Genomic DNA, 22,020 nt, shown 5'->3' with positions numbered 1-22,020 from the left:
GGAACCCATGACAATCTATCTGTTTTTATTTGGAGTCCTCCTGTCGGCGGGACTCTTTTTCATTGCCGCCGATCTGCTGCATCTGCCCACCCTTGCAACCCAAAAGGCGATGCTGTCAGCAGGAAAGCAGGCCAAGGCCAAGCCCAAAACCACCGATGCCCTGCTGCGGAACGCCGCCGTCCGGCTCTCCCGGTATATCCGCATGGATGCGTACAAGAGAAGCCGGATGACAAATGTGCTGTCGGCGGCGGGGCTTTCCGACTCACCGGAGCTGTTCACCGCAACGGCTATTGTGAAGGCGGCGGCTATCGGGCTGTGTATCATTCCCTGCCTGATGGTTCTGCCATTGCTGGCGCCCATTGTACTGTTTACCGCCGTGCTGGTCTATTTCAAGGAAATCCGCAAGGCGGACGAGGCGCTGGCAGCCAAGCGCGGAAAAATCGAACAGGAGCTGCCCCGTTTCGTTGAGACCGTCACTCAGGAGTTGAAAGCCAGCCGGGATGTGCTGTCCATGCTGGAGAATTTCAAGAAAAACGCAGGCGAGGACTTTGCGGCGGAGCTGGACATCCTCACGGCGGATATGCGTTCCTCCAGCTATGAGGCGGCGTTAACCCGCTTTGAGGCAAGGTTCAATTCGCCCATGCTCTCGGATATTACCAGAGGGCTGATCGGCGTACTGCGCGGGGACGACGGCGGGATGTATTTTCAGATGCTGGCCCACGATATGAAACAGCTGGAGCTTCAGCGGCTGAAAGCGCAGGCCATGAAGATCCCGCCGAAAATCCGGGTGTTCTCCTTTGCCATGCTCATGTGCTTTCTCATGACCTACATGGCGATTATTGTCTATGAAATCATCACATCCCTTTCCGGGATGTTCTAACAGGGAGGTGTAAACCAGATGACAGAACAGGAAATGATGACGCTTCTGCGGAAAAAGCTGGACAGAGGCATGGCGCAGTATCGAAAGGAATGGCAGCAGAAACCGGCCTCTGAGCTGGTAGAGTTGGCGAGTGAAATTGCCGCTGTGAAGTTTGTGTACGGAGAATTATCCGGCAGCAGCTATTCGGCTGACTATATGGAATACCTCCTGCGCTTCGAAAACCCGCTGGAGGTGGTAAAGGATCAGTGGATATCCGAGCAGACCGTGGATTTCAGCGAGGAACTCACCCATGCCCTTTGGACGCTGTGGGACAAGGGCGAATCGGAAGCAGAGTATACCCTCGACCCGGAATATGCGCCTGTTTCTGCGGAGGAAGTGAGAATCACGGTGCGGGAATTTATTGAAGCGCACCCGAACGCAGCGTTTGACATGATGACGCCCGGCGGTTATGTGTACCTGACGCCGGAAACTGCACAGCTTCTGCTCTCCGGCCAGAGTGTGAAAGGAAACCCCGGCAGCGCTGAATTTGCCAGAGATGTCCCCGCGGATGAACTGCTGGAGCAGGAGATTTGCACTGCTGATTTCAGCAAGGGCGCATGGCGTATCTTAAGTGACCACAACCCGGAACCCCGGCAGGAGCAGGGGCCCTTTGAGCGGGGGGTGACCATGTGCTGAGAAAAATCCTGAAAAACAAGCGCGGCGAGGGCTATATCGACGTGGCCGTGCTGGTGCTGTGCGCCATGCTGGTTATTGCCCTTGCCGTGAAGGTGTTCCCCGTCTACATCCAAAAGCAGCAGCTGGACACCTTCGCCACGGAGCTCATCCGGGAGGCCGAAATTGCCGGACAGGTGGGCAGCGAAACCAGCCGCCGTGAGCAGCTTCTGCGGGAAAAGACAGGGCTTTCTCCCAGCGTGGAATGGTCTGAAACCGGCAGAATCCAGCTCAATGAGGAAGTCACGGTAACGGTCACCTACCAAACCAACATCGGGCTGTTTGGCGGCTTCGGCTCGTTCCCGATTACGCTGAGAGCAGATGCGGCGGGAAAGAGCGAGGTTTACTGGAAATGACGGATAAAATCAAGCAAATTTTACGGAGAAAAGACGGTGCGGGCTTTCCTCTCATTATCGCAATTACCCTGTCGCTGGTCATGATCTTCACGGGCATTTCAGAATACTTCCGTCTGATGATTGTGGCGCAGGGTGTGCGGGATGCAGTGCAGGCCGCCGTCATCTCCACCGTGGTGGAGAATTACGATGATGTGTACCACGGTGTGCGGGAGGGCTATTCGGGCGCTTACCAGCCCTATGCCGGAGATTTCGAGGAAAGTCTCGATTACGGCGATATTTATGACCGGCTGGACAACATCCTTGGACTCTCTTATAGCAGCGGATACCATGGAAAGCGCACGCCGGACGGCAAGCTGGAGTTTAAGGTCTGGAATCTGGAGGTGGACATCCGAAACGCGCCTCTTGCATCGGGTGACCAAGCTTCCGCCCGTTTTGAAGCGGACAGCACCATTCTGCTGGAGGTTCCCGTATCCTTTGGCGGGAAGCTGCTGCCGCCCATGACCATCAAGGTCAAGACCAGCGCCGGATACACGCCTAAATTTTGACTGTTATCAAAAAGTTTTCTATAATAACAGTAGACTTCCGGAAACGTTCATGGTAGGGTGTGAAATAACAAGAGGCTTATCAAAATATGGTAAATAGGAGGATGCTCTTATGAAAAATATGAATCCCAAAATGAAGAAGTGGCTGGCTGTCGCCGGGGGACTTGCCCTCTGCGTGATACTGGTGGTGCTGATCGGGCAGCGGTTCCAGACACCCAATCCGGTGGATGCGCCCCTCCCGTCCCAAAGCTCCGAGGTGAGCGATGTGACGGTAGACCCGTCCGGGCCGGACAGCACAGAGAAAGAAAAAGAGGTCACCGTAACTCCGCCCGATACCACCCAGCCGGTGAGCACCGACAACGGCGCGGTTTCCAGCGGCACGGAGCAGACCATTCAGGGCGATGTGAGCAAGCCGGAATATACCGAGGAACAGCTTCAAGACCCCACACAGAAGCCCAACGGCGAAAAGGTCACCGAGCCTCCCGCGGCAGTCGACCATGACAAGGTGGAACAGCCGAAGGAAACCCCGAAACAGGAATCCTCCTCTAAACCCAGCAATGGCGGAAACAGCATTCCTGGCTTTGATAACGTGCCAAACTTGGGCGAAAATCAAGTGATTGAGGGAAAAAGCGATGGCGACATCAACAAGCAAGTCGGTACGATGGACTAAAACTTAATACAATATATCCCAAGAGCACGGTTGAAAAATACCGTGCTTTTATTTTGCAAAAACACAGGAGGGCAAAATGAAAAAATTACTTTTGAGAGCCCTGCCGCTGTTCCTCGTTTTGTGTCTGCTCTGCCCGATGACTGCGCTTGCCGACACCGGCGGCAGCGGAAACATTGACGGCGGTGGCGGCGGGATGGGTCAGGGAACCAGCACCAATTCATGGAGTCCCGGTAATGAAGGTGTACGTGTCACGGTGGTTCGCGCAAGCGACCATGCGGTAGTTACTACTCCCATTGATTTAAGCAATAAGTCCCCATCATCTTCGATTTATCATTTCGGAAAGGTCAGCAAAATACAGTACAACAATGGCAGGAACTTGCAAGCTGTCCAAGGCGGTTATACCACCATAAAACCACCTCAGGCAATTCCAAAAGTTATCAGTACCAATGGCAGCAATAATATTGATGCACTCAAGAAATACTTTTGCTCTGAGTTTTTGGTGCAACTCATCGCAAATCACACTGGCATGGACTACGATGTTCTGATTGGCGGTGAGTACAAGTTGCTCCTTGAACCCTTTGCCTTTTATAAATTTGAGGGCAATATGTTTGCCACCACCGCTACTGAAGCGGCGCTCTATGATGAGCAGACCAGCGGCCTGTTAAGGCGGCGCATGGTATCCCTAACCCACAAGAATCTGCCGCTGGCCATGTTCCTGGAGGTAAGCGATCTCGGCTATCCCGCATGGGGAGGCAGCAAAACCAGCGCCGCCACCAATGCGGATATCAAGTCCAGCCTTGGGCTTGGCATCGTCCGCTTTGAGGAAAAGCCGGAGGAACCGCAGATTGACGCCTACGATTATGAGTACCGGGTCAACACCGACGTCATCACGGCGGTGCGCATCAGCGGTGGCCAGTCCGACCCTGACAGCCCCACCCGTGTCAGCTTCAACATTGGCGGCCAGACCTACAACGTGGGCAATGTTTATTACCCTGAAGGCGACAGCCAGCTTGCGTGGGTGAAATGGAGAACCCCTGATACCGAGCAGAACATGACCATTGAAGTGACGGTGTCCGGCCCCGGCAGCACGGCGAAAACGACCCTCAACGTAAAAATCGTTGACCTTGATAAGAACCCGCCGCCCAATCCCGTAGCCGATGACCGCAATGACAGCTTCTCCCGCACTTCTGTTCCAAGCAGAGCGGTGAAAAGCACGGCAAGCTGGAGTGTCTGGCGCCCGTGGTGGCAGGAATATTGGGTATGGCATGGGGATGATGAGGACGGATACTGGTGTGACCATGGATGGTGGGAATTTGATCTGGATCGCTACAGCGCCAGTCTAACCGCAGCCATGAGCATCCAGTGCGATGATAAAAATCCCACCGCCAGCGGAAGAGTTATGAAGTCAGGATACGGTATCAACCAGACCGTCACCGGGAGTGTCAGCTCCAGCCAAAGCTCGGCGGTTACCCAGCCGCAGAATGCGGTCAGCTATTTCCCTGAATTCGGCTACGAAGCCTACTGGCGGCTCTTGGATCGTATGGGATCGGGGCGGTTTGAATTTCAGAAAAATCCCTATTCCACCTACAAGAATCGGACTCATTTCAGCCCCATCTGGATGCTGGACGGCGCCTATACCGTCAACACATGGCTCATAGATGCGTGGACGCCCGATGGGATGCTGTCCGCCAACCTGACCGACAGCCTGACTATCCGCGGCAATCTGTGGCAGGATTGGCACGCCGGTCCCATCCAGCCGTAAAGGAGGGACGAGGATGGCATATGAACGCATTGAGGCTCCAAAAGGCAGCGTGTACCACTACACAAAAACGGATCGGCTGGAGGCAATTCTCAAGGATGGCCGCATCCGGCGGTTCGGAGATCGGGAGTGCTGGTTCTGCACCTCTCTTGCAGATACCCTGCGGCTTATGGAAATGACCGTCATGCAGGAGGGGCATCCTTACGTGGATGTGCAGGGCTTCTGGCGGAAATACCCCGCTTTTGTGCCGGAGGATTATGTGATTCTCCAGCTGGAGCCGCGCTATCAGAACGGCGATTGGGTGCGCTGGAATCAGGAGCTGCCGCCCGGCTGTTCCGCTGAGCTCCTTGCACAAGCGAAGGAATTCAGTGCGCTGAAAAAAGGATTTCGGGGCGACCTGAAGTTTTACCAAAACCCGCAAGTGCTTGCGGTAGCTCCGCTTTTGGAGGAACAGACTCCGGGCATGGACATGACCATGCAGCTATAAAAACAGAAAAAGAACAAGGCGGCGGGAGCGATCCTGCGGCCTTGTTCCTCATTTCGGAAAGGTGGTCTTTATGAAAAGATATAAAAAAATCGCGCTGGCACTCACGCTCGTTCTCATGGTAAGCCTGCTGTTTGGCACAACCGCTTTTGCGGCAAACGGCGACGTGGCCGGGGCGATTGAGGGAACGTGGAACGATGCCTCCGGGCAAATCAAGACGGTGGTCAACAAGGTGGTGTTCCCTGCAATCGACTTGATTCTGGCGGTGTTTTTCTTTGCCAAACTTGGGATGGCGTACTTCGATTATCGCAAACATGGGCAGTTTGAGTGGGCGGCGCCCGCCATTCTGTTCGCCTGCTTGGTGTTCACTCTCACGGCGCCGACCTATATCTGGACTATACTCGGGATGTGACTGTAAAACAAAAAGTAGGCAACCCGAGCCTGATAGCAAGGTTTGCCCATATTTTCATAGTAATCGTGATTAGTTTTGGTAGAACCGATTTAGTCTCAATAAGCTGTCTGCTCATTTGGTTCATACAGAATATTTGTTAAACAAAATAGGCAATAATGCTTTACTCCATTGATTTGATCAGAACAACCTTTTCCCATCTGAAATATCAATATCGAGCTCTTTTGCCACACTGTTTTGCTTAAATGGATTTATTTTTTCCACTACACCGTCACGTTTGAAAAGTGAGCCTGTATTCTTGAACCAAAAGGTTACATCTGCTGTTACGCATTGTTCACGGATATTAAGTACCCAATCATAATCGCACATACGGGCTTCTCGTCCTGTTTCGCCGCCAACGGTAACATGGTCTATGCCATCAAGATATGGTGTTAAATCTATCGCTTCTAAAAGTGGGGCGCAGGCAATAAAGCGCCGCTTTATCGGATAGGATAAAAAGAGCGGAAGCCTGTAATCGGCGAGTGTTTGATTTTCGGCAGTACAGCCAATATTCACATTGTCATAGCCTGTACCCCAATCAGACGGAAGCGATTGGGGGAAACGGTCAATTCGCTTTGTTAAAATCAAGAAATCAATATCTGTTCTTTCCTTGATGATAGCCCAAATGTCTTTACGCCACTCGTCTGCTTCTGGCAGGAAAAAGTCAGTCGCAAAACAGGTTGGAAGAATTTTGTTGCCTTTGATATTGTATTCTCCCTTTGCATTTTTCCTTGCGGGCCAATCAAATTTATCTGTTTTTTGTATTGTGCTTTGACCATAGCGTTTTGCATACGGCCCATAAAAATAGCAATTTGTACAGCCATCACTTATCTTGTAACAGCCTGTCCATGGCTCCCAGTTCATAGTATTCCTCCTCTTGGATGGGTGAAGCCGATGATGGCAGAAACGCACCGCTTGTCAAGTGCAGCGTTTGAACGTCACCGTCTGTGCCTTCATGGAGATCTTATCCACCTCATAGCCGTAGACGGGCAGCTCCTTCTTGAAGGTTAAAAAGGCGTGGTCGATGGGAAAGCCCAGAATCTGTTCAATCTCGGCATAGGTCAGCGCGAAGCTGTTCTCCGTGCGTTGACCTATCGCCTTCCAAAGCGGCTCATATTTACTCATTGTCCGTCTCCTCCAATCTTGTTTGGAATAAAATAGCGGCTTTGGTTTACCAAAGCCGCCGTGTATCACATACTAAAGCCTAACGCATACTGTTTTACAACCTCAAGAGGGAACATTGTGCGTGTAGCAACTTCTTCTGCCGACATGCCTTGATTAAAAAAGCGTTTGATAACCGTGGTCATATCCTCTGCAATTTCTACAATGTGCTTGTCGGGGTCATATACCCGAATATCACGCTGCCCCCACGGGTATTCTTTGATTTCGTGTACCCACTGCAAACTGGATATGCTTTTTAGTTTGGCGTATACCTTGTCTAAATCTTCCACTTCAAAATAAACTTGAAAGTTGTGCGATTGCTCTTTCACGCTATCGACTGATATGCCAACGAGTTCGGCATATCCTTGTTGCAGAGAAAACCCCTCAAAGGTCACATGTACGCCAATATCCATTACCGCGTTTTGATGAAGCACCTTTTCATAAAAATGTTTCGATGCGGCTATATCCTTAACCGCTAAAAGACAACCTTGATATTTCATTTTTCAATCCCCCTTTGAGGATAGTGTATCGTATATCTCTGTGCCGTCATAGTAAAAATCCGACATTGTTTTCAGATACTTTTGTGGGGTAACGCCACTGATAGCCTTGAAATCTTTATCAAAATGGGCTTGGTCGAAATATCCAGCTTGTTGCGACAATGCCGCAAAAAAGCAAGGCGATTTTTGAATGTGCTTTAATACATAATTAAAGCGAGTTAAGCGTATAAAGTCCTTAACATTCATCCCAATTTGCACAAGAAACAAGCGGTTTAGCTGTCGCCCACTATAATGGGATTGTCTGGCAACTTCTTTCACTTGTATTTGTCCATAATTATCAGAAATCACTTTGGTTGCCAACACCAAAGAGTCCGAAACAACATGCTTTTCCATGCGTCGGTATAAAATTTCCTCACAAGTATTCACCAAATCGGATACAGTTTTTGATGCTACAAAAGCCTGATGCAGCGAATAAAACAGCTCATTGTCAATATCCTCAAGCGTCAGTCGTTTATCTGCAAACTCCGCTTGGCTTTGACGAGTAATTTGATACAAACCATAGGGAGAAAGTTGTACAAGCAATAGGACATGATAACTATTTGGTTCCATTCCTAACAATACCGGGGTTAAAGATGCTCCCCACAGTTCAGCAATGACTGCGTTTCCGTCAAAAGCAAGCGACAATGTTCCGCAAGCGTTAGGCATAAGCGTATATTGTGCGGTAAATGTATTATTCGATGGAAATACGACGTTGTAATATTGAATATATTTTCTCAGCCCCACATGCGAGGGGAATATATTGAATTGCTTGTTATCTTTTATAATCAAATTATTCCCCCTCATCTTCAAAGTAAAGTTTTCATTATGTTTATCCGCCTAATGCGAATCAAGCAAATATAAATACACCCCTTCGGGGCAAATTTTTCCTCACTACCGTTTCAAAAAAGTTTTACTCGGTAAATATATAAAATAAGTTTACCATAGCAAAATGGAAGTTTCAATTAATTAAATATAGACAACAGGGAGGGGTTCGGTGCTATGAAAATTAAAATCCGTTCACCGTCTATATGCAAGCATTGACTGGACTATTCTTGGCATGTAGACAAAGCAAGAGCCGTTGCGTCAAGTAAGATGCAACGGCTCAAATTCGTGATAAGTCAGATTTTATTGTGTAGGTGAAGTTAAACTACTAACAGAGGGTGTGCTCATACCCTTACACAATGTTTTCACCCAAAATAATTTTTGGCATAGTGGTTAAGCATCTGTTCCATCGCTTGTAAAAATGCTCTAACCCTAACTTTGACACCCTTGCGTGAGTTTCTTCATCTCTAACAGTCCAATGTAAAACATAAGTGACTTTGCCTACATTGCGTGTGAGGCGAACAGGCAATGCCCCTTCTTTAACGGCATTAAAATCTGTTTGGCGGTGGGTGCGTTTGATATATCTAACTTCAATAACACCATCCTGCTCCATATAAAAGGCGGCAACCTCTTTCATAAGTTGCTCAATTTCCTCTTGCTTTTCAATCTTTGCCTCATAGATACAAATTTCATTAAACATTTATTGCACCACCTCACACATTATATAAATTATATAAAACTTGCTCACCGAGCGTTAATTTCCCATGCTACCGTTTCACAAAAGTTTTACACGGCAGATATATAAAGTGAGTTTACCATAGTAAAGCGGAACTTTCAATTAAACAAATATGAACAATGGAAAGGACACAGATACTATGAAAAAGTCCGTTCGCCATCCTTTTGCAAGGATACTCTGGACGATTTTGGGGATGTAGACAAAGCAGGAGCCGTTGCATCAAGATAAAGATGCAACGGCTTAATTTCATAATCTAAAATAAGGGTAAAGCTTCTTAAGAAAAATACCATGGCTCACTGATAAATTTGATATATATTTTTTTGTTTGCAATCTCAATTAAGCCTTCGTCCTTCATTCGTTTCAGTTCCCTGAAAAGTGAGGGGCGTTGTACACCGAAGTAGTCAGCAAGCTGCTTTTTTGTGATAGGTAGCAAAACAGATTCCGATTTTTGCTGGGTAGAAAGTGCCAGAAGGTAATGAAGCAAAGTTTTTAGGTCCCAAGTTCATGGCCATTCGTTGGGCGCTCACTGTACTTGCCATAATCATCTTCTCATGGATTTCGGCAAAAATTATTCGGGATGAGGATCTACCGGGAGAAATGCTGGCTAAGCCCGGCCTCCATATTAACAAGGATGCCTGTATGGGCTGTACCCTTTGTGCAAAGAACTATCCCACACTGTTTATAATGCAAGGGAAAAAAGCTGTTGTCAAAGCATATGATAAACAGGCTCTTGATTATGAAAAACTCCAAAGTGTAATAAAGGCATGTCCGGTTCATGCAATAGAATATTCGGAACAATAAAGATAAGGAGTTATATCACAACGTGATGTAGCTCCTTATTTACTTTATTAAAAAGGTTGTAAGCCTATCTTTGTATCCAGGATTAATATCATCGAGAGGGGTTTAAGTGTAATTACCCTCAGGATTCAATCACCCTATTAATCCAATCGCATAAGATATATAAGGGTAATGCTATGCAATTTATAATTTTGTGATGTTACCTAAGCTGAAAAAGGAGGTGTTTTTTTGTGAGTCGATATAATGAAAACAGAAGGGGTTGCGGAAATCAGACCGTAGAGTCATGCCAACAAGACCATGGGCCTTATCCCTATGTTACCAACATTTCGCAAGCAACTGGGCGGAATCAGAACTATCGCACGACATTGTGGACTGGATGTCACCTGCAGTTAACTCTGATGAGTATTCCCGTATGCGGTGAAATTGGGTTAGAGATACATCCAGATACTGATCAGTTTTTGCGTATCGAACAAGGAAACGGTGTTGCTTTGATGGGAAACCGCAAAGAGCAATTGGATTTCCAGCAATGTATAGCAGCAGATGATGTTATTTTTGTCCCTGCCGGAACATGGCATAATGTTGTTAATAAAGGGCGATGCCCTTTAAAACTCTATTCAATTTATGCACCACCACATCATCCGCATGGCACAGTGCACAAAACTAAGGCAGATGCCGATAGATTGGGGGATTGAAACCACAATACATGTAAAAAAAGTAAGAGCCACGTGAGAATTCACGCAGCTCTTATTTTTATTGCATTGAACCATTTTTCAGTTTTTGTCGTTTTACCAGTTTCACTAACTCAAACCAAAACACTGCGATAAATGCAATAATAACAGCCTTTAATAACAGAGAAGCAGAAAGTGGTGCCACCTTTAATAAGCCATTGAGTGGCGAATACAAAATAATGCCAAGCATAGCCAGTGTACCAAGGTTAACTGCCCACATCACTTTGTCTTTCACAAGGCGCTTTACCGATTGAAAGGTAAAATCGTGATCAGAACTATTGACCTGTACAAGAAACAAGTTGGATAGCATGATAATTGCAAGCCCCATTGCCCGGGCAACTGGTGCATTATCAACATTTCCATCGAGGATTACGTAATACGTTCCAAAGGAGGCCGCAAAAATGATAAGTCCCTGCAAAATGCTTTTGGCTAGAGTTTTTGCGGTCAACAGTTTTTCCTTTGGATCTCGAGGGCTTCGCTCCATAATGTCTGCTTCGGCAGGCTGACGCTCTAGTACAATCGAGCAGGTAGGGTCAATGAGTAGCTCGAGCAGAACAACGTGGAGAGGAAGTAAAAGCAGTGCTGAGGGGGCAATGCCAAGGATTGGTGCAAGTAAGGAGGCAAAGGCAATGGGAATATGAATGGTGAACACATAGCCCACAGCCTTGCGAATGTTATCATAAATACGGCGACCGTCTTTTACCGTTTCTACAATAGTAGTAAAATTGTCGTCCATTAGAATGAGATCTGCTGCTTCACGGGAAACTTCACTGCCGCGTTTACCCATTGCAATGCCAATATCGGCATATTTGAGAGCGGGTGCATCATTCACGCCATCACCGGTCATCGCGACAATTTCACCGTTATCTTTGAATGCTTTTACAATACGCATTTTATGTTCAGGAATGACACGAGAAAAAATGCTGACATCCTTCACTTTTTCACGCAGTTCTTCATCGGTCATTTCGCTTAGCATATCGCCTGTAATGATATGGTCGCTGTTTTGCATACCGATTTTCTTTGCGATAGACGCGGCGGTGATGCCATTATCACCTGTAATCATAACAACACGAATACCCGCTTTATTGCAAACGGCGATGTCTGCTTTTACACCTTCACGGGGTGGGTCGGCAAGCCCGATCAGTCCGCAAAGCGTTAAATGGCAGTCTGTGATCTGTGCAGGAATTTCTGCTTCACTTTGTAGCTTTGCAGTGGCAACTGCAATTACACGCAAACCTTGTTTGGACATTTCGGTGATCTTCTGTTCTGCTGTTTGTTTTTCTAAATCTGTAAGCTTACAAATAGTTAAGATACGCTCAGGGGACCCTTTTGCGGCAACGGTAATTCCGTCATCTCTGCGCCAAATATGCCCCATCATCTTCAACTCATTTGTAAAGGCATATTCGCTGATTAGTTCTCCAGCAAAAAGATCTTCCTTTAAAATTCCAAGGGTTTCGCAATGCTTGAGCATTGCCTTTTCCATTGGGTCATAGGCATCGGTCTCGCAGCCCATACCCATTACTTCACAAAGTGCTATGGTGTTGCCATCAGTAGCCCACGTATCCTGCACGGTCATCTGATTCATCGTGATGGTACCTGTTTTATCTACGCATAGCACAGATACGGCGCCAAGCGTTTCCACTGAAGGCAACTTGCGCACCAGTGACTGCTTTTTGGCAAGTCGCCAAGCTCCCATTGATAAAAATACCGTGAGGATGACAGGAAACTCTTCTGGAATCATTGCCATGGCAAGGGTGATGCCCGACAAAATGCTTTCAATCAGCCTGTCGCCAAAGCTGTGGTCAGGAATATTTAGCCATGTGAATATTCCTACAAGGGCAAACAAGACTGCAGCAATTCCTGCGCATAGTTTAACAAGACTTCCGGTTTGCTTTTGTAGGGGTGTGGGTTCCTCTGGTGCAGATGCAACATTAGCACCGATTTTTCCATATTCGGTGCTGCCACCAATTTTATCTACCAGTACCGTTGCTGTGCCCTGTGTAACCAGCGTGCCAGCATAACAATAATCACGCCGCCAATAGTCGCTTGTTGAATCTGCACTCTCAGTGTTGATTTTCCACACACCTTCCGCTTCGCCGGTCAACGAAGATTCATCGACACACAGGTCGTTACATTTTATTATAATGCCGTCTGCCGGGATTTTAACCCCCTCATAAATCATCATTAAGTCGCTGGGCACAAGGTCAGCACTTGCAATGGTCTGCTCCTTGCCATCACGAATAACAGTGACATGCGGGGCAGATAAATCTTTCAGGGCATTTAGGGCTTTATCGGTTTTCCATTCTTGAATTACATCAATGCTAATGATGCCCACCACAAAAATGAGCATAATCGCACCATCCCTGGATTCTCCCAGAATAAAATAAATGGTCGCAGCAACAATGAGCAGTAAGAACATTGGTTCGCAGATAATATGCAGGATTTTTTTGAAAAAGCTTTCTTTTTTCCGTGCGGTCAATTCATTCTTACCATATTGCTCCTGCAATCGTTTTGCTTCGGTGGCGGTTAAGCCAGCCATGTTTTGCTTTTTGTCTGTCATAAAAGTTACCTCCGTTTTAGCCTTTCGGCAGTCGTTTGATAGCTCTATGGCACTCCATTTCGGGGTCATGTGTTCCATCAGGGTATAAAAAATAGCACACCTATGGAACATACTACTGTCCCACAGATGTGCTCAAATTGCAATCTGTTGCCGCTCATTGGGCGGCCCGGCCCCATGACCTTTACAAAAAGGTTCATCGCCTGCTCAGTTTGTACTGTTGATCTCGCATTCATGCTGAATGTAATGCAGTGCAAAGAGATTCTATATATTATATGCAAGATTGCAATCATTGTCAACCAGAATATTATAGAAGATGTAAGGAGAATTAAAATGAAAACAAAAATCCGTTCACCGTCTTTATGCAAGGATTGTCTGGACTATTCTTGGCATGTAGTAATAATGAGTAGGTCCAGTTCTGCAAGGAGCTGGGTCTGCTCATTTAGGTTCTCATTATGCTCATAATAAGAAATTCTGGTTATTCCTAACTGTTCATTAATATGCCAACACCTCATAACCAGTTTCGGTTACTAACACCTGTTTTTCCCATTGCGCAGAAGGCTTCCCATCAGCAGTGCGAATAGTCCAATTATCGCATTTATCTGTTACTATATTGGATTTTCCCATATTTATCATAGGCTCTACAGTAAAAACAAGTCCTGGGACTAAGAGCATTCCTGTTCCTTGCTTTGTCACATAACCGACCCAAGGATCTTCATGAAATTGTAGACCAATACCGTGGCCTCCGATTTCTCGAACGACAGAATATCCATTTTCCCTTGCATGGTCTTGAACAGCTTGCCCAACATCACCAAGAAATCCCCACGGTTTTACCTGTTCAATGCCCAGCTCCACACACTCTTTCGCAACATCAACCAGTTTTTGTTTCTCAGCGGAAACAGCACCAATGCAAAACATGCGTGAAGAATCTGAAAAAAATCCGTTATAAATTGTAGACACATCAATATTTACAATATCGCCGTTTCGCAGGAATATACGATCAGAGGGGATACCATGACATACAACATCATTAATTGAGATACACACGCTCTTAGGGTATCCGTCAAAATTGAGTGTTGCTGGAACGCCTCCCAGTTCCTTGGTTTTTTCGAAGATAAGCCGGTCAAGCTCTTCCGTGGTGATTCCATCAACCGCATAATTTGCAATGAAATCCAGTAAAGCGATGTTTCGTTTGCTGCTTTCCCGAATACCTTCAATCTGTTGTTTTGTTTTAAGCAATTTTCGATAAGGCACTTCATATCCCTTTAAGCGGTAGATTTCAATTTGCTCATCAATAGGGCCATGACATTTCTTATATTTTCGACCGCTGCCACACCAGCAGAGATCATTTCTTCCAAACTTGTCAGACATTTTATCTCCTCGCATTTACAAATTCGGAGGGAGCAATACGCCCTATAGACTAAGGTGAGCTAAGAGAAACACCGGAAGTTTTCCGATATTGGCGTGGCGAGCATTGAAACGCTTGTGAAAAAGCTCTTGCAAACGCTTCAGATGACGAGTACCCATATCGAAAAGCAATATCGGTTATTCTGTCATTGGTTATGCAAAGATCATTAGCAGCAGCTTTTAATTTACATTGGGCAAGAAATTGTTTATATGTCATACCCATGTGCTCCCGAAACTTTGTAGAGCAGTAATACGGTGAATAACCAACATATGATGACATATCTTGCAGGCTTGGGCTTTCTGTTATGTTATTTTCTACCCACTTTGCCATTGTTTCTATTGTTTGAACAGACATTTGCTTCACTCCTTTCTCCAGTATATCAATTCTCACAGACAATTACCTGATATAAGTTGCACATATGAGATAAAGTGCTTGCCGATAATCTCCGTAATTTGGCTGCAGCAGGAGTTTACGGATGCCTTTAATTACTGTACAGATTATAAATAATTAGCAATTCAAATACTTGTTAAAAGTTATCGTACCATATGTTGCCGCAAATTTCCACTGTCCTTATGCAAGTATTGACTGGACGATACTGGGGATGTAACGGAGAATAGGAAAACGAGGCTGACAAACGCCAGCCTCGTTCTTTATAGTTTGTTGTCAGCGATTCGCTCTCTCAAATTCTCAATTTTAGAGCGGATTGCTTTTATAGTACGTTCAAAGTCCACATCGCTTTTGCCGGTTGGGTCATCTAACCCCCAATCCTCCCTGTGCATACAGGGCAAAAAAGGACACTGCACATTGCAGCCCATGGTCACCACGATATCCACTGGGGGAATCTCCTCCAGCAGCTTACTGCGCTGAGTTCGCTCCATGTCGATGCCATAAATCTGCTTCATCAGCCGCACAGCATCCTGATTGATTTGCGGCTTTACTTCCGTTCCGGCAGAATAGCTTTCAAAGACATCAGACGCAAGGTACTTGCCCAGTGCTTCGGCAATTTGGCTGCGGCAGGAGTTGTGTACGCAGATAAATGCTACTTTAGGTTTGCTCATACTGGAAACCATCCTTTCGTTTTGTTGGCGATTTTTACAAGCAACAGCATCACCGGCACCTCGGTCAGCACGCCAACTACGGTGGCAAGAGCCGCCGGTGAAGTAGTACCAAACAATGCAATCGCCACAGCGACCGACAGTTCAAAGAAGTTGGACGCGCCAATCATCCCCGCAGGGGCGGCAATATCATGGGGCAGCTTCAGCCATTTGCAAGCAAAATAAGCGATGAAGAAAATAAGGAAAGTTTGCAAAACAAGCGGCACAGCAATGAGTAGAATGTGCAGCGGATTATTCAAAATCACATCACCTTGGAAGGAAAACAGCAATACCAAAGTGAGCAGCAGACCAATGCTGGTGGCATTATCAAATTTATGGACAAAGGTGTTTTCAAAATACTCTGTGCCCTTGCGATTTGTCACCAGCACACGGGTCAGAATACCGCCCGCAAGCGGAATGACTACAAATAAAATGACCGATAAAATCAGCGTGTCCCATGGCACGGACACGTTGGAAACGCCCAGTAGGAATTTCACAATCGGCACAAAGGCAACCAGAATAATCAAATCGTTGGTTGCTACCTGTACTACGGTGTAGGCAGGGTTTCCTTTGGTGAGCGTGCTCCAGACGAACACCATCGCTGTGCAGGGTGCCGCACCCAAGAGTACTGCACCCGCCAGATACTCCTTGGCGAGGTCAGGGGCAATCAAGCCCTTAAAAACCACATAGAAAAATAGCGCGGCGATACCGTACATGGTGAACGGCTTGATGAGCCAGTTTGTCACCCATGTGACGAATAACCCCTTTGGGTTTTTCCCCACATTTTTGACGCTCTGGAAATTCACCTTCATCATCATGGGATAAATCATCACCCAAATGAGGATGGCGACCGGAATAGAAACTCTGGCATACTCAAAACGGCCTAAAAATGCAGGAACGGCAGGTAAAAGTTTACCAATTAAAACACCTGCCGTCATACAGAGAGCAACCCACACGGTCAGGTATTTTTGAAAGAAGCCAATGCTTTGTGATTTTTCCTTTGCCATAAATTTACCCCCGTACTTTTTGCAGGATTTTAACGACCTCGTCCTTTTTTAAAACCTTTCCAAAGGAAACGACCTTGCCGTCCACAACCAATGCAGGAGTTGTCATCACACCGTAAGCAGCGATCTGTGTAAAGTCTGTCACATGGTCAATGGTGGCATCCATGCCAAGCTCTTTGAGCGCTTCCAAGGTAGCCGCTTCCAGTTGATTGCACTTTGCACAGCCCGAGCCAAGCACCTTGACGGATGAACCGCTCACTTTTGCTTTTTCGGCTTCCGCAATCGTTTCTGTATTGCAGTCACCGCCACAGCAGCAACCGGAGTTTTTTGCTTTTGCTTCTTCGTCAGCTTTCTTTGCGGCAATTTCGGAGGGCTTGCACATTTCCCCGCAACCACACTGCACCAATTCTTCCTCTGCATTTTTCTTTTTACCAAAACCAAACAATGCCATAATAAAAACCTCCTTAAATTCATGATTAGAAACCTGAATATAACAAATAGAAACCGATGAGCAGGATCACCGCGCCCATGACGATTTTCAAAATAGCGCTGGCTTTTCCATACTTCTCGCTTTGGGAGAGCTTTTGGGCAAAGCCCATGGAAGGCTCCGCAATCACGGCGAGAATGCCGTGCCCAATGAAATAGAGCAGCAGTAGCAAAACACTCCATACAAGGCTGCCCGCCGTGGCCGCAAGGATACCCAAAACCGTAAAGGTCAATCTCGGCAATGACGGCGAAAATCAAAAGTGGAATAACTGTTTTTATATCCTTTGTTTACTCATCCGCAAGTACCTTCAGGGCAGCAACCGGTCTTCACAGCTTTTCCCTCAAAGAAGTTTTTGAGATTTTCTGGAAGTGAATACTCGCCGCAGTCACAAACGGGCTGCACCATGCCGAGCACAGCTCTTAGAATTCCTTCGGCCAGCATGGCTTTGGGCGGTACTTCATAGGCTTGACCTTTGTATGCAAAGGTACGACAGGTCACATCGGTTCCGCTGATTTCACCACAGCAGCCGCAGGTGTTTTCCGCAACAGGTCCGCAGATATCCTGCCCATTTACACGAATGGTGGGCGACGCAAGGAATCGGTAGTGCTCCGCCAGTTCTTTTGTGGCGATCTGTACCTTTTGAAGCCGCATGGTATATCCGGCAGCCTCCAGAGCGGGCGCGATACTGCCCAAAACTTCTTCCAGTACCGCATCGGCGCCGATACAGCGGTCACAGGTATTGAGATCAAGATAGAGATATTCCACAAGCACAGCCTTGGAGGAATCCTCCTCACAAGCCCCGCCGCGGCAGCAATCTACGCTTTTTTTTGCACTGCATTCGCCGTTTGGCGGTGTCCAGCCAGTATCGTCGCCTACATAGGAGATGGCGCCTGCCGGACACTTGTTGCCGCAGCCGTGGCAACGGTCAATGCAGTTTCCGGGTTGCATCACCACAGGGGACGGGGCTTTTGCTTTGTTATAAACACTGTGGGAGCAAAAATCCACGCAGGTTCCGCATTCAGTGCAAGCAAGATAATCGATGACTGGATACCAGTTTTTAGCCATTCTCTTTCCCTCCCATTAAACCAGTAGATACTGGAAAATATTAAACAGATAGCCAACAATGATAATGCCGATGGTGCAGATGGCAATAAATGTGCCCAACAGCTTCGGCTTTACCGCCTTGCGCAGCATGATGATGGAGGGCAGGGAAAGCGTTGTGACTGCCATCATAAAGGAGAGAACCGTACCAAGCTGCGCGCCTTTGTAGAGCAGCGCTTCGGCCACCGGAATCGTGCCGAAAATGTCAGCGTACATGGGAACGCCAAGCAGAGTTGCCAGCACTACCCCAAAAGGATTATTGCTGCCAAGCACCATCTCAATCCAGCTTTCAGGAATCCAGTTGTGGATGATAGCTCCGATGCCCACGCCAACCAGAATGTACGGCAGAACTTTTTTGAAGGTTGACACCACCTGATCCTTGGCGTAAATGACACGCTCTTTGCGGGTTAAGTCAGGCGATTCAAAATCTACGCCGCTTGCCGAGCGAATGAATTCTTCCACATAGTTTTCCATGTGAAGTTTTTCAATCAGCGTACCGCCAACGACCGCGATAACCAGGCCCACAACGACATAGACGATAGCGACCTTTGTGCCAAAGATGCTCATGAGCAGAACGAGCGACCCGAGGTCTACCATGGGTGAGGAAATCAGAAAGGAAAAAGTCACGCCAAGGGGCAGTCCGGCACTGGTAAATCCAATGAACAGAGGTATGGAGGAGCAAGAGCAAAAAGGCGTTACCGTGCCAAGCAGTGCTGCCATGATATTTGCCCACACGCCGTGAAAGCGGCTCATAATTTTCTTGCTTCGTTCCGGCGGGAAGTAGCTTTGAATGTACGAGATGATGAAAATCAGCACGCAGAGCAGTACGGTGATTTTTAGTACATCATAGATAAAGAATTGAACGCTGCCACCAATTCGTCCTGTTACATCAAGACCGAACAACGAGAGCAGATTACCGATTAGGGCGTTGAGCCATTTCATTCCAAGCACTTGGTCTTGAAAGAACAGCCACGTATTTTGAAGGATCTCCATAGGGTAAGCGCCTCTCTTTCTTAAATTCAATAGTCATATCAAAAAAACTTGATATGTTGTGCCGAATAAAAGCCATCTTCCATCAGATGGCCGTTATTGATTGCAACAACGAGTATCTTCAGCGGTTGCATTGGGGGTGGTAATTGCTTTTAACAGGAGCATGGCCTCGTGGCTGCCCTGTTCACTGATTTTATAATGTGTCCATTTGCCTTCCTGTCTGCTTTCGACAATACCCGATTCACATAAAATCTTCATGTGATAGGACAAGGAGGACTGACCGATTTCCATTTGATCAATGAGCACGCAGGCGCATTTTTCACCGCTGCGCAGCAGTTCCAAAATGGCAAGCCGCTTTTCATCGCAAAATGCCTTAAATACATTAGCGTTCTTCTCCGGAGTAAGCTCCAACGTTTATCACCTCACATCAAATTATCTTGATATGATATAGTATATGCTTCACATCAAAAAATGTCAATATGAAAGGAAGCGCTGTTTATGAAAATTAAAATCCGTTCACCGACCTAATGCAAGGATACTCTGGACTATTCTTGGCATGTAGACAAAGCAAGAGCCGTTGCGTCAAGTAAGATGCAACGGCTCAAATTCGTGATAAGTCAGATTTTATTGTGTAGGTGAAGTTAAACTACTAACAGAGGGTGTGCTCATACCCTTACACAATGTTTTCACCCAAAATAATTTTTGGCATAGTGGTTAAGCATCTGTTCCATCGCTTGTAAAAATGCTCTAACCCTAACTTTGACACCCTTGCGTGAGTTTCTTCATCTCTAACAGTCCAATGTAAAACATAAGTGACTTTGCCTACATTGCGTGTGAGGCGAACAGGCAATGCCCCTTCTTTAACGGCATTAAAATCTGTTTGGCGGTGGGTGCGTTTGATATATCTAACTTCAATAACACCATCCTGCTCCATATAAAAGGCGGCAACCTCTTTCATAAGTTGCTCAATTTCCTCTTGCTTTTCAATCTTTGCCTCATAGATACAAATTTCATTAAACATTTATTGCACCACCTCACACATTATATAAATTATATAAAACTTGCTCACCGAGCGTTAATTTCCCATGCTACCGTTTCACAAAAGTTTTACACGGCAGATATATAAAGTGAGTTTACCATAGTAAAGCGGAACTTTCAATTAAACAAATATGAACAATGGAAAGGACACAGATACTATGAAAAAGTCCGTTCGCCATCCTTTTGCAAGGATACTCTGGACGATTTTGGGGATGTAGTGGAACAAATAATGTTTCGTTGCTTTAATATGTCTTGTAGATGTCATATTATCATCTTATAATAAAAGCAGTAGAGGTGATAATATGCAGATTAACAGGCTATTCGAAATGGTTTATCTATTGCTGAACAAAAAAAGTATGACCGCCGGGGAGCTCGCAACACACTTTGAGGTTTCACCCCGCACGATTTACCGGGATGTAGAGCTTCTATCCTCGGCGGGAATACCCATTTATATGACCAAGGGCAAGGGTGGTGGAATTTCACTGCTCCCTGACTTCGTTCTCAATAAAACTGTCCTGACCGATGGCGAAAAGTCAGATATTCTCGCTGCACTTCACGCAGTAGATGCGGTCAACTTGGAGCAAACCAATACTGCGGTGCAAAAGCTGTCCTCCCTATTTGGAAACACCAGCGCCGATTGGGTTGAAGTTGATTTCTCCGGCTGGGCAAACGCCGATGAGGAAGCGCAGCTGTTCAGCCTGCTGAAAAGCGCCATTCTCGGAAAGAAAAAAGTGGCGTTTCAGTATCACAGCAGTGAGGGCAGCACGCAGCGCACAGCAGAACCCATGAAACTCTGCTTTAAGGGACAGAGCTGGTATCTTTATGCTTTCTGCACAGTGCGTCAAGATTATCGGTTTTTCAAACTGCGGCGCATGAAAGAATTGAAGCTGCTTGACGAGCGCTTTGAACGCACTGCCTCCGCGAAGATATTTGAAGGCACAAAAATATTTCAAGATGATTTCGTGACAATCACACTGAAGCTGTCAAAGAAAATGGCGTATCGTGTCTATGATGAATTTTCACAATACAAAACGCTTCCCAGCGGTGATTTCATTGCGACGCTCACCATGCCCAGAGGCGATTGGGTCTATCAATATCTTGCGACCTTTGGTGAGGATTGTGAGATCATAGAACCGGAGGATATCCGCCTGCAAATCAAGGATAAGCTGCAAAAAACACTGGCACAATATTTATAATATGACACGCTGCTGTCAATTGGTCTTTGCTATGATGATAGTATCAAAGACAAGGAGGACGATCAAATGAACTACGAAGTTGTGCATTTAGAGGAAAAGATTATTGTTGGGGTAAGTGCTGCGACCAGCAACAGCGACCCTGAAATGGGGAAAATCATTGGCGGGCTTTGGGAGAAGTTATACCAAGGCGGCATCAATGCCGTGATAAAAAACAAGGTAAACGAGTACGCCATTGGGCTGTATTCCGATTATACGGCCGATGGGTACTGTGTAACAGCGGGTAATGAGGTTTCCAAGGCAGAAAATCCTGAACTGACCGTAAAAACAATCCCTGCCGGAAAATACGCAAAATTCTCTGTGCATGGGCATATGGAAAAGGCCGTCTCTGACTCATGGGGAGAGATTTGGCAGACGGATTTAGACCGCAGCTTTACAGGCGATTTCGAGGAATACCGAAATGCCGACCCGGAAAACTGTGATATTGATATCTACATTGCTCTGAAGTAAGGGGGGG

The 22,020-nt window shown here is 46.6% G+C and carries 29 protein-coding genes and 1 riboswitch; of the genes, 12 read left to right on the top strand and 17 right to left on the bottom strand.

Features of this window, described 5'->3' with window-relative positions:
• Nucleotides 1-7 precede the first annotated feature (7 nt).
• The 8 genes from ABVS15_RS10350 (at nt 8) to ABVS15_RS10315 (ending at nt 5,814) form a co-directional block, all read left to right on the top strand.
• Complete coding sequence (locus ABVS15_RS10350) at nt 8-880, top strand: hypothetical protein (RefSeq protein WP_018214014.1); 873 nt, start codon at nt 8-10, stop codon at nt 878-880.
• An 18-nt stretch (nt 881-898) separates the two neighbouring features.
• The gene (locus ABVS15_RS10345; protein WP_026184157.1) at nt 899-1,555 is read left to right on the top strand and encodes a hypothetical protein; all 657 of its coding nucleotides are present in this window, start codon (nt 899-901) and stop codon (nt 1,553-1,555) included.
• Nucleotides 1,552-1,947, top strand: a complete 396-nt coding sequence (locus tag ABVS15_RS10340; protein ID WP_172642072.1) for a DUF4320 family protein — start codon at nt 1,552-1,554, stop codon at nt 1,945-1,947. Before ABVS15_RS10345 ends, ABVS15_RS10340 begins: the two co-directional genes overlap by 4 nt.
• On the top strand, nt 1,944-2,492 hold the full coding sequence (locus ABVS15_RS10335; protein ID WP_369283609.1) for a hypothetical protein: 549 nt from the start codon (nt 1,944-1,946) through the stop codon (nt 2,490-2,492). The genes ABVS15_RS10340 and ABVS15_RS10335 overlap by 4 nt, the downstream gene beginning before the upstream one ends.
• A gap of 109 nt (nt 2,493-2,601) precedes the next feature.
• Nucleotides 2,602-3,159: a DUF6550 family protein gene (locus ABVS15_RS10330; protein WP_018214011.1), complete on the top strand. Its 558-nt coding sequence runs from the start codon at nt 2,602-2,604 to the stop codon at nt 3,157-3,159.
• A gap of 76 nt (nt 3,160-3,235) precedes the next feature.
• A complete protein-coding gene (locus ABVS15_RS10325; RefSeq protein WP_018214010.1) occupies nt 3,236-4,921 on the top strand; it encodes a hypothetical protein in 1,686 nt (561 codons plus the stop codon).
• Between the two features lie 13 nt (nt 4,922-4,934).
• Complete coding sequence (locus ABVS15_RS10320; RefSeq protein WP_018214009.1) at nt 4,935-5,405, top strand: hypothetical protein; 471 nt, start codon at nt 4,935-4,937, stop codon at nt 5,403-5,405.
• 70 nt (nt 5,406-5,475) lie between these two features.
• Nucleotides 5,476-5,814 carry a DUF3852 domain-containing protein gene (locus ABVS15_RS10315; protein WP_018214008.1) on the top strand — a complete coding sequence of 113 codons (339 nt, stop codon included), beginning with the start codon at nt 5,476-5,478 and terminating at the stop codon, nt 5,812-5,814.
• 177 nt (nt 5,815-5,991) lie between these two features.
• Here ABVS15_RS10315 and ABVS15_RS10310 read toward each other — a convergent pair whose 3' ends face one another.
• The 6 genes from ABVS15_RS10310 to ABVS15_RS10285 form a co-directional block, all read right to left on the bottom strand.
• The gene (locus tag ABVS15_RS10310) at nt 5,992-6,714 is read right to left on the bottom strand and encodes a DUF5131 family protein (RefSeq protein WP_018214007.1); all 723 of its coding nucleotides are present in this window, start codon (nt 6,712-6,714) and stop codon (nt 5,992-5,994) included.
• A 54-nt stretch (nt 6,715-6,768) separates the two neighbouring features.
• A complete protein-coding gene (locus tag ABVS15_RS10305; RefSeq protein WP_018214006.1) occupies nt 6,769-6,975 on the bottom strand; it encodes a hypothetical protein in 207 nt (68 codons plus the stop codon).
• Between the two features lie 65 nt (nt 6,976-7,040).
• Nucleotides 7,041-7,511, bottom strand: coding sequence for a VOC family protein (locus ABVS15_RS10300; RefSeq protein WP_018214005.1), 471 nt, complete (start codon nt 7,509-7,511; stop codon nt 7,041-7,043).
• Nucleotides 7,512-7,514: 3 nt separating this feature from the next.
• The gene (locus ABVS15_RS10295) at nt 7,515-8,336 is read right to left on the bottom strand and encodes an AraC family transcriptional regulator (RefSeq protein ID WP_018214004.1); all 822 of its coding nucleotides are present in this window, start codon (nt 8,334-8,336) and stop codon (nt 7,515-7,517) included.
• A 385-nt stretch (nt 8,337-8,721) separates the two neighbouring features.
• On the bottom strand, nt 8,722-9,069 hold the full coding sequence (locus ABVS15_RS10290; protein ID WP_018213991.1) for a hypothetical protein: 348 nt from the start codon (nt 9,067-9,069) through the stop codon (nt 8,722-8,724).
• A gap of 310 nt (nt 9,070-9,379) precedes the next feature.
• Complete coding sequence (locus ABVS15_RS10285; protein ID WP_230974965.1) at nt 9,380-9,538, bottom strand: helix-turn-helix domain-containing protein; 159 nt, start codon at nt 9,536-9,538, stop codon at nt 9,380-9,382.
• A 71-nt stretch (nt 9,539-9,609) separates the two neighbouring features.
• Between ABVS15_RS10285 and ABVS15_RS10280 the strand changes: the two genes are divergently transcribed.
• Together ABVS15_RS10280 and ABVS15_RS10275 are read left to right on the top strand one after the other, a co-directional pair.
• Entirely contained in the window at nt 9,610-9,906 is a 297-nt protein-coding gene (locus ABVS15_RS10280) for a ferredoxin (protein ID WP_018214003.1), read from the top strand.
• Nucleotides 9,907-10,301: 395 nt separating this feature from the next.
• A complete protein-coding gene (locus tag ABVS15_RS10275; protein WP_242841522.1) occupies nt 10,302-10,595 on the top strand; it encodes a cupin domain-containing protein in 294 nt (97 codons plus the stop codon).
• A 58-nt stretch (nt 10,596-10,653) separates the two neighbouring features.
• On the opposite strand, the gene ABVS15_RS10270 is transcribed toward ABVS15_RS10275, so the two are convergent.
• The 11 genes from ABVS15_RS10270 to ABVS15_RS10220 form a co-directional block, all read right to left on the bottom strand.
• Complete coding sequence (locus ABVS15_RS10270) at nt 10,654-13,191, bottom strand: cation-translocating P-type ATPase (protein ID WP_369283608.1); 2,538 nt, start codon at nt 13,189-13,191, stop codon at nt 10,654-10,656.
• Between the two features lie 113 nt (nt 13,192-13,304).
• Nucleotides 13,305-13,409, bottom strand: a riboswitch (NiCo riboswitch).
• 274 nt (nt 13,410-13,683) lie between these two features.
• Nucleotides 13,684-14,559: a methionyl aminopeptidase gene (locus tag ABVS15_RS10265; protein ID WP_026184156.1), complete on the bottom strand. Its 876-nt coding sequence runs from the start codon at nt 14,557-14,559 to the stop codon at nt 13,684-13,686.
• Nucleotides 14,560-14,608: 49 nt separating this feature from the next.
• Nucleotides 14,609-14,950, bottom strand: coding sequence for an AraC family transcriptional regulator (locus tag ABVS15_RS10260; RefSeq protein WP_026184155.1), 342 nt, complete (start codon nt 14,948-14,950; stop codon nt 14,609-14,611).
• A 296-nt stretch (nt 14,951-15,246) separates the two neighbouring features.
• Nucleotides 15,247-15,654, bottom strand: coding sequence for an arsenate reductase ArsC (locus ABVS15_RS10255; protein ID WP_018213998.1), 408 nt, complete (start codon nt 15,652-15,654; stop codon nt 15,247-15,249).
• A complete protein-coding gene (arsB, locus tag ABVS15_RS10250) occupies nt 15,651-16,697 on the bottom strand; it encodes an ACR3 family arsenite efflux transporter (RefSeq protein WP_018213997.1) in 1,047 nt (348 codons plus the stop codon). The genes ABVS15_RS10255 and arsB overlap by 4 nt, the downstream gene beginning before the upstream one ends.
• A gap of 4 nt (nt 16,698-16,701) precedes the next feature.
• The gene (locus ABVS15_RS10245; protein WP_312576926.1) at nt 16,702-17,076 is read right to left on the bottom strand and encodes a thioredoxin family protein; all 375 of its coding nucleotides are present in this window, start codon (nt 17,074-17,076) and stop codon (nt 16,702-16,704) included.
• Nucleotides 17,077-17,170: 94 nt separating this feature from the next.
• Complete coding sequence (locus tag ABVS15_RS10240; protein WP_020493353.1) at nt 17,171-17,413, bottom strand: hypothetical protein; 243 nt, start codon at nt 17,411-17,413, stop codon at nt 17,171-17,173.
• A gap of 59 nt (nt 17,414-17,472) precedes the next feature.
• On the bottom strand, nt 17,473-18,246 hold the full coding sequence (locus ABVS15_RS10235) for a DUF2703 domain-containing protein (protein WP_018213994.1): 774 nt from the start codon (nt 18,244-18,246) through the stop codon (nt 17,473-17,475).
• A 15-nt stretch (nt 18,247-18,261) separates the two neighbouring features.
• Entirely contained in the window at nt 18,262-19,275 is a 1,014-nt protein-coding gene (locus ABVS15_RS10230) for a permease (protein WP_018213993.1), read from the bottom strand.
• Nucleotides 19,276-19,368: 93 nt separating this feature from the next.
• Complete coding sequence (locus ABVS15_RS10225; RefSeq protein WP_018213992.1) at nt 19,369-19,683, bottom strand: helix-turn-helix transcriptional regulator; 315 nt, start codon at nt 19,681-19,683, stop codon at nt 19,369-19,371.
• A gap of 262 nt (nt 19,684-19,945) precedes the next feature.
• Nucleotides 19,946-20,293 (bottom strand): hypothetical protein, encoded by a 348-nt coding sequence (locus ABVS15_RS10220; protein ID WP_018213991.1) that lies wholly within the window; start codon nt 20,291-20,293, stop codon nt 19,946-19,948.
• 319 nt (nt 20,294-20,612) lie between these two features.
• On the opposite strand from ABVS15_RS10220, the gene ABVS15_RS10215 reads away from it, so the two are divergent.
• Together ABVS15_RS10215 and ABVS15_RS10210 are read left to right on the top strand one after the other, a co-directional pair.
• A complete protein-coding gene (locus ABVS15_RS10215) occupies nt 20,613-21,506 on the top strand; it encodes a YafY family protein (RefSeq protein ID WP_018213990.1) in 894 nt (297 codons plus the stop codon).
• A 66-nt stretch (nt 21,507-21,572) separates the two neighbouring features.
• Nucleotides 21,573-22,013 (top strand): GyrI-like domain-containing protein, encoded by a 441-nt coding sequence (locus ABVS15_RS10210; protein WP_018213989.1) that lies wholly within the window; start codon nt 21,573-21,575, stop codon nt 22,011-22,013.
• Nucleotides 22,014-22,020 lie beyond the last annotated feature (7 nt).

Origin of the sequence: Oscillibacter sp. GMB15532, assembly GCF_041020825.1 — a bacterium.
Lineage (GTDB): Bacteria > Bacillota > Clostridia > Oscillospirales > Oscillospiraceae > Oscillibacter.
Note: the sequence above shows the minus strand (reverse complement) of the source record. Positions and strands in the feature narration are given on the sequence as shown.

Excerpts from the sequence above, each read along its gene's own strand:
- ABVS15_RS10210 (WP_018213989.1), top strand. The coding sequence starts at position 21,573 with ATGAACTACGAAGTTGTGCATTTAGAGGAAAAGATTATTGTTGGGGTA.
- ABVS15_RS10350 (WP_018214014.1), top strand. The coding sequence starts at position 8 with ATGACAATCTATCTGTTTTTATTTGGAGTCCTCCTGTCGGCGGGACTC.
- ABVS15_RS10270 (WP_369283608.1), bottom strand. The coding sequence starts at position 13,191 with ATGACAGACAAAAAGCAAAACATGGCTGGCTTAACCGCCACCGAAGCA.
- ABVS15_RS10300 (WP_018214005.1), bottom strand. The coding sequence starts at position 7,511 with ATGAAATATCAAGGTTGTCTTTTAGCGGTTAAGGATATAGCCGCATCG.
- ABVS15_RS10315 (WP_018214008.1), top strand. The coding sequence starts at position 5,476 with ATGAAAAGATATAAAAAAATCGCGCTGGCACTCACGCTCGTTCTCATG.
- ABVS15_RS10290 (WP_018213991.1), bottom strand. The coding sequence starts at position 9,069 with ATGTTTAATGAAATTTGTATCTATGAGGCAAAGATTGAAAAGCAAGAG.
- ABVS15_RS10335 (WP_369283609.1), top strand. The coding sequence starts at position 1,944 with ATGACGGATAAAATCAAGCAAATTTTACGGAGAAAAGACGGTGCGGGC.
- ABVS15_RS10325 (WP_018214010.1), top strand. The coding sequence starts at position 3,236 with ATGAAAAAATTACTTTTGAGAGCCCTGCCGCTGTTCCTCGTTTTGTGT.
- arsB (WP_018213997.1), bottom strand. The coding sequence starts at position 16,697 with ATGGCAAAGGAAAAATCACAAAGCATTGGCTTCTTTCAAAAATACCTG.
- ABVS15_RS10230 (WP_018213993.1), bottom strand. The coding sequence starts at position 19,275 with ATGGAGATCCTTCAAAATACGTGGCTGTTCTTTCAAGACCAAGTGCTT.
- ABVS15_RS10220 (WP_018213991.1), bottom strand. The coding sequence starts at position 20,293 with ATGTTTAATGAAATTTGTATCTATGAGGCAAAGATTGAAAAGCAAGAG.
- ABVS15_RS10245 (WP_312576926.1), bottom strand. The coding sequence starts at position 17,076 with ATGTGCAAGCCCTCCGAAATTGCCGCAAAGAAAGCTGACGAAGAAGCA.
- ABVS15_RS10275 (WP_242841522.1), top strand. The coding sequence starts at position 10,302 with ATGAGTATTCCCGTATGCGGTGAAATTGGGTTAGAGATACATCCAGAT.
- ABVS15_RS10280 (WP_018214003.1), top strand. The coding sequence starts at position 9,610 with ATGGCCATTCGTTGGGCGCTCACTGTACTTGCCATAATCATCTTCTCA.
- ABVS15_RS10215 (WP_018213990.1), top strand. The coding sequence starts at position 20,613 with ATGCAGATTAACAGGCTATTCGAAATGGTTTATCTATTGCTGAACAAA.
- ABVS15_RS10305 (WP_018214006.1), bottom strand. The coding sequence starts at position 6,975 with ATGAGTAAATATGAGCCGCTTTGGAAGGCGATAGGTCAACGCACGGAG.
- ABVS15_RS10310 (WP_018214007.1), bottom strand. The coding sequence starts at position 6,714 with ATGAACTGGGAGCCATGGACAGGCTGTTACAAGATAAGTGATGGCTGT.
- ABVS15_RS10255 (WP_018213998.1), bottom strand. The coding sequence starts at position 15,654 with ATGAGCAAACCTAAAGTAGCATTTATCTGCGTACACAACTCCTGCCGC.
- ABVS15_RS10265 (WP_026184156.1), bottom strand. The coding sequence starts at position 14,559 with ATGTCTGACAAGTTTGGAAGAAATGATCTCTGCTGGTGTGGCAGCGGT.
- ABVS15_RS10330 (WP_018214011.1), top strand. The coding sequence starts at position 2,602 with ATGAAAAATATGAATCCCAAAATGAAGAAGTGGCTGGCTGTCGCCGGG.
- ABVS15_RS10235 (WP_018213994.1), bottom strand. The coding sequence starts at position 18,246 with ATGGCTAAAAACTGGTATCCAGTCATCGATTATCTTGCTTGCACTGAA.
- ABVS15_RS10260 (WP_026184155.1), bottom strand. The coding sequence starts at position 14,950 with ATGTCTGTTCAAACAATAGAAACAATGGCAAAGTGGGTAGAAAATAAC.
- ABVS15_RS10345 (WP_026184157.1), top strand. The coding sequence starts at position 899 with ATGACAGAACAGGAAATGATGACGCTTCTGCGGAAAAAGCTGGACAGA.
- ABVS15_RS10320 (WP_018214009.1), top strand. The coding sequence starts at position 4,935 with ATGGCATATGAACGCATTGAGGCTCCAAAAGGCAGCGTGTACCACTAC.